Raw genomic sequence first — 12,441 nt, forward strand, 5'->3', positions numbered from 1 at the left:
CCACATGGAATTGATCCAGTTCGCGATCCTCGGCCTTGGTCTCGGAGCAGTTTACGCTGTGCTCGCCGAGTCGGTGGTCGTCGTCTACAAGGGATCGGGCGTGCTGAATTTTGCCGCTGGCGCACAGGCCATGCTCGGCGCGTTCCTCTTCTATCGACTGCGGGACGATTACGAAATTCCGGGTGTCCTCGCGCTGGCAATCACTCTATTGGCAATGGGCGCGGTGGGCGCGGTGACCTACCAGCTCGTCATCCGCCCGCTGCGTTCAGCGCCCGCCACCAGCCGACTGGTCGCAACATTGGCGGTGATGACCTTGATGCTGCAAGTAGTCGACATGACGTGGGCCAAGGGCGGTACGGTTCTCTCGGTCCGGTCGCCATTTCCCGAAACGCAACTCACGATCGCGTCGTCGATATCGGTCACTGCCGACCGGCTGCTGTTCGTACTGACTGGAATTCTTGCGTGTTTCGTTCTGGTCATGATCGAACGGCACACACGGCTCGGCCTGGCGACCCGCGCAGTCGCCGAAAACCGGCTCGTCGCCGCGTCGATGGGCTGGTCTCCGGATGCGATCGGCAACCTTACCTGGGCGTCCGGCGCTGCCCTCGCAGCAGTGGCCGGCATCTTGACGGCGCCACTGTCCGGATTGAGCACCGGCACGCTGACCTTCTTGGTTGTACCCGCGTTGGCCGCTGCGTTGACTGGCGGCTTCCGATCGCTGCCGCTCACTCTGGCCGGTGGACTGATGATCGGCATCGCCCAGTCCGAATTGACCCGCTATGTCTCCACGCCGGGCTGGGGAACCGCCGCGCCTTTACTGCTCGTGGTCGTGGTCTTGACGGTGCGCGGATCGAATCTGCCAAGTCAGGACGACGTTTCCGAAAGACGTCCGTCCGTCGGCAGCGGAAGAGTCGGATGGCCGGCGGTTGCGGGTTTCGCAGCAGCGCTGACACTGATCGTCGCCGCGCCTGTTTCGGCGCTGGATTCGATCACCGCGACACTGTTACTCACGATCATCCTGTTGTCGATCGTGATCGTTACCGGCTACTCCGGACAGCTTTCGCTCGCGCAGATGACCATCGCGGGCTTGGGTGCGTACTTCACCGCAGTTCTCTCGATCGAGGCCGATGTTCCCACAGCACTCGCCATACCACTTGCGGTCGCGCTGTGCATACCGGTGAGCTTGCTCATCGGTATCGTCGCGGCAAGATCACGCGGCGCCAGCCTCGCGATCTCAACGCTCGGACTGGCAGTCGCCATCGACGCACTCGTCATCGCCAACCCGCAACGGCTCAGTGCGCTGGTAGGCCAGCAGATCGGCCCGCTGGCGGTCGGCGAACTAAGACTCGACGCAGTCAACCATCCGACTGCATTCGCGGTGCTCGTCCTGCTGGTGGTGACCGTCATCGCGGTGGTCATGTCGAACCTCCGTCGAGGCGCAACCGGCCGCCGACTGCTCGCTGTGCGTGCCAACGAACGAGCGGCCGCTTCGCTCGGCGTTTCGGTCGTATCCGTGAAGATCTACGCCTTCTGCCTTGCCGCCTGCGTGGCGGCCGGAGCTGGAGCGCTGATGGAGGCCAGGGTCGAGACCACCGACCTGACCGGTTTCACTGTCTTCGGATCGATCACCGCCATTCTCAATACCACCATCGGCGGCGTCGGGTGGGTGTCCGGAGCATTGGTCGGGACGACCGGAGCACCGGGTACGGTGCAGGCGCAGATACTCACCGGCGACGGCTCGGGTGGCAGTGGCTGGATGGTGCTGATAGGCGCGTTCGTCGTGCTGGTCATCATCCTGTGCAGTCCGGACGGCATAAGCGCGCTGATCTCCGCACAGGCAACGACGTTGAGACAACGTCTCCACATGACACACCGACACCAACTCACTCCACTGGCGTTGGAAAGCACATTGGGCTCCCCTGCAGTCCGGCCGCCGGTGACGCTGACCGCGAAGGCCGTCGGCGTACGTTTCGGTGGCGTCGCGGCACTCGACGATATCGACATCGTGCTCACCACCGGTGAGATCGTCGGGGTGATCGGTCCGAACGGCGCTGGAAAGTCCACTTTGATCGACACGCTATCGGGCTTTCGCCGACCGAATTCGGGACGCGTCATCCTCAACGGAAAGGACGTCACGCGCCTGGGCCCGGCGGCGCGTACCCACCATGGGTTGGTCCGATCCTTCCAGCAACTCGAGCTGTTTGAGGACCTGACAGTGATGGAGAACGTGCGGCTGGCCGCCGATCACACCCCGTGGTGGCGCTACGCCACAGATCTGCTGCGACCAGCTAACCGCCCTCCGAGCACGCAGGTTCTGTCCGTTATCACGGCCTGTGGGTTGAACGCCGTTACCGACCGGCTGCCCCGCGAACTCGACTACGGTCGGCGGCATCTGCTGTCGATTGCGCGGGCATGCGCCTCCGACGCATCGCTGATCCTCCTGGACGAGCCAGCGGCGGGCCTGCAGGGCGCAGATCGTGCACGACTCGGTCAACTCCTGCGTGATTTGACCCGGAACTGGGGTGTCGGTCTGCTGTTGGTGGAGCACGACATCGACCTGGTCTTCAGAACGTGTGATCGGGTGATCGTGATGGACTTCGGGCGGATCATTGCCTCTGGCCCGCCCGCCGAGGTCCGTCTCGATGCGCGCGTGATCGAGGCATACCTCGGTAAGACGGAGATATCGGTCGACTCGGTATCAGTGCGAAAGGCGGGAGAAGAATGAACGCCCAGTGCCTCGATCTGAGCGACGTCAGCGTCGGCCACGGTGGGCGAGAGGTGCTTGCAGGGCTGGACATAGCAGCCAGACAGGGGGAGGTTGTCGCGTTACTCGGGCGCAATGGCGCTGGCAAGACTACGCTGCTGCGGACCCTTGCCGGCGAATTGCCGATATTGGGTGGGCAGATTGTGTTCGAAGGGTCCTCCTTGCAAGGTCCACTACACCGGCGCGCGCGACGCGGCATCGCCTACATTCCCGAAGAACGAGCGATCATCCGCAGCCTCTCTGTCGCCAACAACCTCCGGCTGGGATCCAAAAGCATTTCCAAGGCACTCGACTACTTTCCCGAATTGCGTCCGTTGATGAACAGGCGCGCGGGTCTCTTGTCTGGGGGCGAGCAGCAGATGCTGGCGTTCGCTCGTAGTCTCGCCGCCGACGCGAAGCTGCTCCTCATCGACGAGCTCTCTCTAGGCCTGGCGCCGATGGCTACCCGGCGGCTGCTTCAGGCTGTGCGGACAGCTGCTGATGGGGGCGTGGCCGTCGTTGTCGTGGAGCAGCACCCAGGGCTGATCTTGGAGATCGCCGACCGCGGGTATGTGCTCGGCTCCGGCGGTATCGCACTGAGCGGCACTCGCGACGAACTCACCGGGTCCCTACGTGAGATCGAAGCGATCTATCTCTCCTCTGGCCAAGGTTGATGCGGCAGATCGGCGGCCAAAGCCAGCTGGCATACAGGGCAGCGCGTTCACCCCTGCGCCGGGAAGGTGGCACGGGTGCAGTACGATCGTTGTCACTACTTCAGAGGAGGATGATGCCAGGCCAGCGGAGGTCGGCTGACATCACGGTGGCCAGGGCACGGCCCCGTGATCGAAAGGCCCAGATCGCCACCGTGGCGGCGACCGCCTTCAGCGAATTCGGCTATCACAGCGTCGGCATCGACGACATCGCCGCCGAAGTCGGCATCACCTCGGGCGCGGTGTACAAGCATTTCGCCAATAAACAGCAGCTTCTCGGCTATGTTGTCCTCCACGCGATGGATCTGCTCGATGCGGCGATCATCGACAATGAGCCGGTCGCGCGCCATGCGCTGGACAGTTCGATCCGTTCGGTAATCCAGCTTCTCTACGAACGGCGCAGCCTCAGCTTGCTTCTTCAGCGCGAATCGCGCCATTTGGACGCCACCACGCTCACACAGTTGGGTACGCGGGTCGGCACCGTCTTCGCGCGGTTCAAGAATTTGCTGCAGGTCACGCGTCCTGAACTGGGAGACAACGATGCCTTCCGCCTCGTTCGATGTGTATTCGCGGTCCTGGCAAGCCCCGCGTACCATGCGATCGTCCTCCCGCGGAAGCGCGCCGAGGCGTTGCTTTACGGGATGGCCACGGCCATCCTCACCTCGACGGCGCTCCCCCGCGAGTCGTCCGATGCTTCCACGCTCGATTCCCACGACTTCACTTTCCGCACGCGGCCGGTCAGCACCGACAATCATCTGGTGCCGCGAGCCTCTCGACGCGAAATGCTCGTTACAGCAGCCATCTCACTTTTCGCCGATAACAGCTTTCAGGGCGTGAGCATGGAAGACATCGGCGCGGCGGTAGGCATCAGAGGGCCGAGCATCTACCGATACTTCCCGAGTAAGACAGCTCTGCTCGATGCCGTGCTCACCCGTGGGGCGGAGTGGCTTCAGCTCGGCTTGTCGGACGCGCTGGCGTCGGGAAAAACTTCGAAAGAGAAGCTCGAAAGGCTGCTGCGCTCCTACGTCACCTTCGTGTTGGGCAACGCCGATCTCACCAGTCTCATGTTGCGCGAGCAAGTAGCACCGCCCGACACCTACCGGCGCGTCCATGACGACTATCTGCCCGAGTGGGCGCGGCTCATCCTGGCACTCCGACCAGAACTGACCGAATCCGAGGCCATCTTCCTCACTCACGGCGTGGTCGGCATGGTCGACGACAACGCACGCAGCACGACAATGACGATTCCGGCCGACCTGGACGACATCCTGGTCGAGATCGGACTCGAGATCCTGCTCCGCGCGACGTAGTCACATCCGAGCGTCACCGGCTGCCAGGGGCCGCCGGTACCCCCTCGGAAACGACCATCCCAGCCAACATCGTCTTCGCAACCGCAATGCGGCTCACGCAAGACCACTGTCAGGCAGATGCGGCACCGCGTTGCACCCGCGCTAAAGATTCACGCTCCGAGCCGACCGCGACATCGGGGGCGCTGCGAGACTGCTGCAAGTAATAAGGCATTAGCTAGATACATGGCTCCAGATGTCGATCCCAGCCGCGTCTAGAGTCATATTGACACGTGATGTAATCGCTTATTAGCATGGCTTGAGTCCTCGACGAAGACATGGTTCCGGCGAACGATCGCGACGATCCATCTTGTCTCCGCGGACCGGAATCCGAAAACCATGCGCGTCATCAAAGGAGTTCGCCGTGGCGTTGCCAGTCCCACGCTACGAGGAGTCGGTACCCACTGCCGGTGGCCGACGCCTGACCATCGCCGAGTTCGGCACGCCGAATGGCGTCCCTGTCATGTTGTTCCCTGGCGCCCCGGTCGTGATGGTTGCCGGAGCCGCACACGGCCGTGATGCCGAACAACTCGGCATTCGACTGATCTGCTTGAGCAGGCCGGGCTATGGACACAGCGACCCACAACCGGATCGTCGGCTCACCGACTGGCCATCCGACGTCAGTGCAGTCGCCGACCATCTCGGACTGGCCAGCTTCGCTGCGGTAGGCAACTCCGCCGGCGGACCCCACGCACTGGCGTGCGCGCTCCTCGGCCACCGATTGACGTCAATCCACATCGTTTCCGGCCCCGGCGAACCAGGCCTCGCCACACATTCGGCCAGCGAAGTCAGCAAACTGCGCACACAGCTGGACGAGAGCGCTTCATCTCCGAGCCCCAGCACCGCACGGGAGTCGTCGACACTCGTCGACCGTTTGGCTACCGGCGACAGCAATGGCTTCCAAGCCGAGGCCGGACTGGCGGATGTCGACATGGAAATGATGCAACGGCCAGAATTGGCTGAGATATTCAAAGCAATTCCCGCAGCGTTGGCCAAGGACGACGTTGCCACCGGTTACGAGTGGTGGCTACTCAGTCAGCCGTGGGGAATCGAGATAAAGAACATCTCGGTACCGGTTCATTTCTGGCATGGAGCCCTCGACCGGAACTGTCCCGTCGACGACGCGCGACGGCTAGCGGCGTCCATTCCCGGCGCACTATTGACAGTTTGGCCGGATGCCGGTCACCTGGCAATTATTGATCACATGCGCGACGTGCTTGAAGAAATTGCAGCGCAAGCAGCCTCGAAGCGGTAAAGGAGATATTTTGCGAGCAGTAATGGTGGCGCTAACCAACCGAAGCTCGACAGCAACCGATGAGCAGTTCAACGAGTGGTATGACAAAATTCATGTCCCCGAGGTGCTCGCGGTGGAAGGATTTACGGGAGTGAGCCGATACCGGGCTTCGCAAGTGGGCACGGGGCTCGATTCGGGCATGCATGAATACCTCGCCGTATACGACATCGAGACAGCTGACCTCGACGAGGTGCGAGAACGAATGATTCGCGCCATGCCCTCGTGGCAACCGACCGATGTCCTCGACACCGACAGTAGAGCGATCGCATTCTTCGAACTCGTCAGCGATCACAGCCGAGCAGTCGAGTGACTAGGTCAAAGGTAGAGGAGCCGCATCATTTTTTGTGATTCCAGTCAGCGAAGCCGCCAATCGGGAAAGGAAGAACGCTATGATCGAGCGAGCTTCATCGTGGAGACGGGCATGACGAGATTCGAGAAGCGCCGACTTCTCGCCGGGACTGCCCGATACGGGTGAGGCCGCTCGTATGGCGTTGTACGACGCTGGTTTCGATCACGCCTTAGTCAGCTACATCTACGAGACAGCCTCCTCATGGAGTCTATGTCCGGAAGCCATGCTATTGGCGCTACCAGCTTGACGCGGTGCTTGCACCTACAGCAACTCAGATACGTGGCGGCTGCCCGACAAATCGCATCTCGGGCAGCCATATCCAGTCGAACAGCGAGAGGATCCGAGCACAGAGCACAGGTATCTGTCAGAAGCTCCGAAGCGAATTCAGCTCTCTGAGGATCCGATCGCCGGATAGGTTCTGCCATGAAAGCGAACAATCAGTGACAATGTCGCGAGCAGCGAGAATTAGACACCCGTACCGAACTCCCGCACTGCACACGATCTGACTGGAGCTCCTTTCTTGAATATGTTGCCGTCCCTGAACCCCCAAACCTGTCCGGTCGTTCACGGTTCGCCGATCAATTCCAACGGTCCTCGAGTGGCCTTGCACGCGCCGGAATTCGCCGCCGATCCGCACGACTCGTATCGCGAAATGCGAAGACAATATGGTTCTTTGGTGCCTGTGACCCTAGCCCCCGACGTGCCGGCCACGTTGGTGATCGGCTACGGCACTGCGGTGCGCATCCTCAACGACCCCGAACACTTCCCCGCTGACCCACGCATCTGGCAGAAGAGTATCCCCTCCGATTGCCCCATCCTCCCTCTACTCGAATGGCGGCCCACCGCGAGCAGAAGCGCTGGCGCCGACTTCACCAGGTACCGCCATGCCATCACCACGAGCCTCGAAGCAGTCGACCTGTACGCGCTGCACGGCACGGTCGAAAAGACCTCCGTCCCGCTTATCAACGCGTTCTGCCGGGACGGCACTGCCGAGTTGATCAGCCAGTACGTGTTTCCGCTGGTCTTCGCGGCGGTCAACGCCTCGCTCGGCTGCCCGCCTGCGATAGGGCAGCAACTCGCCGCAGCTACGGCTGCGATCGTAGAGGGCGTCGACGCCGAAAACGGCAACAAGATCCTCTACGAGGCACTGCTGGAACTGGTGGCACTAAAACGGGCCGTCCCCCGAGACGACATCACCACGCGACTGCTCCAGCACCCCGCCGGACTTGACGAAATGGAACTGGTCAACCACGTCGCACAGGTCTACGGATGCGGTATCGAGTTCTTGCTGAACTTGATCGTGAACACTCTCCTGCTGATCCTTACAGACGACCGATTCGGCGACAGCGTGATGGGCGGCAATCTTTCCTCCCGCGAGGCCTTGGACGAGGTCCTTTTCAACGACCCGCCCCTGGCGAACCTGCTGATCACCTATCCCCGTCATCCGATTCTCGTCGACGGCGTCTGGCTGCCGGCCCATCAACCGGTCGTCATCAGCATAACCGCCTGCAACAACGACCCTGGGATCCGCACCGAGGATCAGACGGGCAATCGATCCCACCTCGCCTGGGGCCTCGGCCCCCACGCCTGCCCGGCGCAGCCCATGGCATATATGATCGCCCAGGACGCGATTGATCAACTTCTCGATGCACTCCCCGAGATGCGACTGGACCTGTTTTCCGGCGCACCCGCCTGGCGTCCCGGCCCCTTCCACCGAGCCCTGACGGCGCTCCCGGTTACGTTCCCTCCCAGTACTCCCCTCCACGCTAATGGCTCAGGTGAGCGGAACTGAACACCGCAACGTATGCGCAAACGTCGGCGGCGCTGGGAGGCAGTATGGTACCGGCGCCACGCCCGCACCTCATGGCGACCAATCTGGCCGACTTTGCCCGCAAGCTTGGCGAAAGACGCTCGTGGGCGGGGTCGGGCTGACCATGTCCGACCCGGAATGTGACGATCCGCTGGTCGCAGGCTCGTACACTTCTGGCCCGACATCGCCGGACTGTATGCACAAGTGCCATTTCTGTACTTGGGTACCTCTCAGTTCGGGTTCGTGTCAGGGGCAGGCCGCCCGCGGTGCTCGGTCGAGGTGCGCAGCATACGAGCGCGTTCTAAGTCCGCACTGCGCAGAGTTGTTCACTGGCGCATGTTTCGATCCCGCTCCACAAGACGTCGGCATCGTTCGATTTCGAAACCTACGGCGAGCGACTACCTGCGGACCGGCCCTTGCAGCTTTACCGGAAAACGACGAAATTGATCTCCTGGCTTCAGCCCGTCGAATGCCGCGCAAGGCAGCCCGGTTTGGGAGTGGCTGTCCATGTGCCGTCGGTGCGATGACCACAAAGGTGACCGCGGCATCCACTATGTACAACGAGTGGTGGGCGCAGAACATCGCCGCATGAATATGGGGAACATAGCCAGCTCATCGTTGACGAATCAACCTCCATACGTGGAGGTAGGTCGTCGTTCCGACGTCAGCACAACCGGCAACCACGTTACGACCCAGGGACGGGGATCCGAAGCATCCGACCGGCGATCTGTCGGAAACCGCACGCAAGCTGTCGGATCCGACACTTACTCTTCCTGTGTACTGCGACTTAGTCTTTTGCTAGATCCCTTCACCAGGCCTCGACGTAGGCGACCGAGAGGCGGTGCAGCCCTCCCACAAGCGCTCTTCACTCGGCGACAGCTCCGCGCAAATCGAAATGAGGATCTATGTCCATTGTGCAGGAGCGCCTGCGCATTCATTCAACTGCATCGAAATAGAGAACTACGCAACCATGCATCCCTCACGTGACACTTACGAAATCGGGGCGCAGCCAAAGGGCTGCGAGACCGACACCAATGCCGATAGCGACACCACTGCCGCGTCTGACCGCGCGCGGAGACCCGCTTCGGGTATACCCCGTTACGGCAACGGCCAAGCTATTCCCAGCTCCGACTGGGAAAAGATCCTTGCTGGCCTACTTATGCTTTCCCTTGAAGCAGCGACCGATCTTCTCGTCTCAGCCGAGATCCGGTTGCGGCTACGCAGAGAGACGACCAAGTCCCGGACTTCGCGCAACAGGCGCGCCGACCATAGGAACGAAGCTCCCAGATAAGTTGCCGGATTCATCGGCGACCGATCTCCTGTCACTGTAAGGATTCCCAGCCGAGTAGGTAGGTGGGTCGCTAGGTGAGTCGAGAATCTCACTGACGGTTCCCGATGTGGGATCCACCCATAGGTATGCACACTCAGTGTTGAGGGAATTTGTAGACGAAAGGACCGGCCCCATGATCGACGACGAAATTCTGGTGACACGCGGTGTGACGTACGGCCAGCGCTCTCCCTACTCCATGATAGCTCCGAGGAGCAGGACCTGGTCGCCGGACGAGCCGCCCACCAGTTAGGCCCACTGATGTATCTGCATGGTTGCGCATCAATGGCTGAGCAGCCGAGTGCCGAATCCTCGATGCACTCGCCATGGGCACTATTGGAGCCAGCGCAGTTGCTGCAAGCCCTCTCCGGCCGATTGGGCTGCGACTCGCCTCTGGTCGGATGGGTACGAGAACTCAGCGATCTACACGCAAGCCTTCTACGGTTGCGAGTCGACCCAGGTTCGCGACCTGCAGGCTTGGATGGCGAGCGGCTACGGGCTGGGATCGATCTAGTGGTGAGCGCGATCAATGAGTGGGCAGCCCGGAATGTTCCGTACACTAAAAGCGCGCGCAAACATACACATTCGCTGGGCGACGTGATGAGCCACATTGCAAGGATCTATGCCGAAGCGTGGTGGGCGGTATTACATCCCGTGGACGTCGAACGCCGGCACGAGGCATGGTTCCATTTGAGCGAAGCTCATGAGGGCTACACCGAAATGGTGCAGGAAATACGTTCGCGACGTCTCCGCCTTCCATTGGGAGTGGTTAGAACACGGCCACTTACACAACCATGATCGGGCAAACTGCCGCGGCATTCGGTGTATTTCGGATCAGTGGCCGAAGTTTTCACACCTCGGCCTGCTAGGAGATTGGAATGAAATTCCATATTTATAACGAGCTGCACCAAGACTTCAGACGCTGGCTGGAATTTGTAGACCATGCTGCGCACGCGGAGAACGAAGTCGAGGGAGAAAGACCGGCGATGCGCTCGGCAGAGCTGGCGCAGAAGTGGATCGCGAATTTTGCCGAAGAGTGGAATGCGATGTGCGATCTGCACGAACAGCGGTGCGCGAATAAGGCGCGTCCACCCTCGATGTAGGCAAGCGGTCCACCGCAGTGGAATCGGTAGGTGTGGTACGGCTTGGTTGTCCGCTGCCTCTTCGAACGGCCACACTTCCCTGCAATGGCAAACAAAGCCCACCCGATCGCTCAATACGACCCTGGCTCGGATTGATTCTTACCAGATCGGAGTTGATGCTTCGTCGCCTCCGACCGCACCTGCTCCATACTGTCCTCGGGAACAAGTTTCATTATGCCCTCGCGCCAAGTAATCACGAGTTCCGTAGAATCGCCACAATCTGCGCACCGATGGTTCAGGTCGATTTGCCCCGCAGCGCGGCGATTAGTCCGCCCTGCCGCAGCCAATGTCGCTACCTGCTGTTCAGCGGTCGAGAGCTCATGCCAGCGAAACTGGGTTCCCTTACGGGCTGGGTAGTCTATCGGCAGCCGATCCGACAACAGTGTGACGAGCGCCAGGCGCTGCAATCAGCCGGGCAGAAGACAGCGCGACCCGAAAATTCTGTCCAACTCTAGATCGCGGCCGACGAAATCGTCCGTTTCGACCTGGAGACCCGCAGCCCGTGCTTGTCACTTCGCCGACATAGTCTCCAAGCCCAGCGTGTCGCGGCACACGCCAAGCAGCTCACCTGTCCGCTCCTTTACGTAGTGAACGACCCGAAGCCTGCAGGTTTCCGCGCTTTCACAGACTCGACAGCGACCTCGCACCAGGCTGCCGCAGGAGAGACCACTACGCCATCACTATCAAATAGAGCATCAACCCTATGGATCGAGGCCTTCGCCGGAGGCAATGCGGCTGGTCGCGCCGATCACCACCCCCTTCGCGACAGCTGATTGAGAATGCCGCAGTACGCTATTTCTCAGTCCCGCGGAAGTTCACCCCAGAAGATTGCAAGTTGCTAATTATCAACTGCACCTCCTCGATTGCAGATTATCTTTTCAACGTAAAGCTGTGCTTACCAGTCTTGATCCAGAGAAGTTCGTTGCCGCGCTGCCGGCACGCTCCTGACAGCGGAACTCCGCCGGTACAGACCCACCGACGGTGGGACTTTCACTGTGCTCGGATGCCCGGGGGCAGAAACGTCCCAGATCAACCGACGATCGGCTCAGCGACCGCCTCGTAGACCCCGCGATCACCAGCCCGTTTCAGCTCTGCGGCCAGATGCTGGGTGTCCTCCAAGGTATAGATCGAAGTGATACGAGCCCAACGCATGTCGAGCACTTGGATCATGTTGTTCGCGTAGGGCTCACCGGCGAGACTGCCTGTGATGTCCACGATGGTGACGATTCTCGTTTTCCATGGCCAACCCTTGACGATCACGTCGCGTACCTCGAAATGCCCGTCTTGGAAAAGCCGCCCCATCCGCTCGAACCCCTTCGTGATTACCTCCCGGCCGTGACGGCGACCGCCGAGGGCATGCTCCCCGGCGAATTCATACACGGCATCCGGGGCCATCCTGCCAACCCCGGCCGTGAGGTCACCTGCGTTCATCTGAGCGAAGGCATGTCTGATCTGCCTAGCAACGAACGCTTTGTACATACAACCACCTCATGTCAACCAGTCTTCCGACTCAGAACTGCCAGCGCCGCCAACAGTAGACGTGTTAGTTCAATCAATCAACTCATCGACTATTGCGGCGGCTGTTTGCTCCGAGACCCTCATCGGCACCGCCCGCCCCAGGCCGGAAACGCACCCGCGAAGACCAGCTCGGGCGCGGTTATCTTTCTGGTGGGTCCAACTGCCACTGGCTCCTAGCGCCCTCACGCAACCAGGCTCAAGT

The 12,441-nt window shown here is 61.0% G+C and carries 8 protein-coding genes; 7 read left to right on the top strand and 1 reads right to left on the bottom strand.

From position 1 onward, the window contains the following. Positions 1 to 4 precede the first annotated feature (4 nt). The 7 genes from ACL03I_RS35860 to ACL03I_RS35890 all read left to right on the top strand — a co-directional run bounded on the left by ACL03I_RS35860 (position 5) and on the right by ACL03I_RS35890 (position 10,682). Entirely contained in the window at positions 5 to 2,725 is a 2,721-nt protein-coding gene (locus tag ACL03I_RS35860) for an ABC transporter permease subunit (protein WP_412808189.1), read from the top strand. Then, positions 2,722 to 3,417 carry an ATP-binding cassette domain-containing protein gene (locus ACL03I_RS35865; protein ID WP_412808190.1) on the top strand — a complete coding sequence of 232 codons (696 nt, stop codon included), beginning with the start codon at positions 2,722 to 2,724 and terminating at the stop codon, positions 3,415 to 3,417. The genes ACL03I_RS35860 and ACL03I_RS35865 overlap by 4 nt, the downstream gene beginning before the upstream one ends. Positions 3,418 to 3,608: 191 nt before the next feature. Beyond that, positions 3,609 to 4,763, top strand: a complete 1,155-nt coding sequence (locus ACL03I_RS35870; RefSeq protein ID WP_412808191.1) for a TetR/AcrR family transcriptional regulator — start codon at positions 3,609 to 3,611, stop codon at positions 4,761 to 4,763. Between the two features lie 400 nt (positions 4,764 to 5,163). Next, on the top strand, positions 5,164 to 6,054 hold the full coding sequence (locus ACL03I_RS35875; RefSeq protein WP_412808192.1) for an alpha/beta fold hydrolase: 891 nt from the start codon (positions 5,164 to 5,166) through the stop codon (positions 6,052 to 6,054). 10 nt (positions 6,055 to 6,064) lie between these two features. Next, positions 6,065 to 6,403: a hypothetical protein gene (locus ACL03I_RS35880; protein ID WP_412808193.1), complete on the top strand. Its 339-nt coding sequence runs from the start codon at positions 6,065 to 6,067 to the stop codon at positions 6,401 to 6,403. Between the two features lie 565 nt (positions 6,404 to 6,968). Next, positions 6,969 to 8,234: a cytochrome P450 family protein gene (locus tag ACL03I_RS35885; protein ID WP_412808206.1), complete on the top strand. Its 1,266-nt coding sequence runs from the start codon at positions 6,969 to 6,971 to the stop codon at positions 8,232 to 8,234. Between the two features lie 2,223 nt (positions 8,235 to 10,457). After that, positions 10,458 to 10,682, top strand: coding sequence for a hypothetical protein (locus tag ACL03I_RS35890; protein ID WP_412808194.1), 225 nt, complete (start codon positions 10,458 to 10,460; stop codon positions 10,680 to 10,682). 1,068 nt (positions 10,683 to 11,750) lie between these two features. On the opposite strand, the gene ACL03I_RS35895 is transcribed toward ACL03I_RS35890, so the two are convergent. Further along, on the bottom strand, positions 11,751 to 12,200 hold the full coding sequence (locus ACL03I_RS35895; protein WP_412808195.1) for a nuclear transport factor 2 family protein: 450 nt from the start codon (positions 12,198 to 12,200) through the stop codon (positions 11,751 to 11,753). Positions 12,201 to 12,441 lie beyond the last annotated feature (241 nt).

Origin of the sequence: Nocardia sichangensis (assembly GCF_047200615.1) — a bacterium.
GTDB classification, from domain to species: Bacteria; Actinomycetota; Actinomycetes; order Mycobacteriales; family Mycobacteriaceae; genus Nocardia; species Nocardia sichangensis.

Excerpts from the sequence above, each read along its gene's own strand:
- ACL03I_RS35860 (WP_412808189.1), top strand. The coding sequence starts at position 5 with ATGGAATTGATCCAGTTCGCGATCCTCGGCCTTGGTCTCGGAGCAGTT.
- ACL03I_RS35890 (WP_412808194.1), top strand. The coding sequence starts at position 10,458 with ATGAAATTCCATATTTATAACGAGCTGCACCAAGACTTCAGACGCTGG.
- ACL03I_RS35865 (WP_412808190.1), top strand. The coding sequence starts at position 2,722 with ATGAACGCCCAGTGCCTCGATCTGAGCGACGTCAGCGTCGGCCACGGT.
- ACL03I_RS35885 (WP_412808206.1), top strand. The coding sequence starts at position 6,969 with ATGTTGCCGTCCCTGAACCCCCAAACCTGTCCGGTCGTTCACGGTTCG.
- ACL03I_RS35895 (WP_412808195.1), bottom strand. The coding sequence starts at position 12,200 with ATGTACAAAGCGTTCGTTGCTAGGCAGATCAGACATGCCTTCGCTCAG.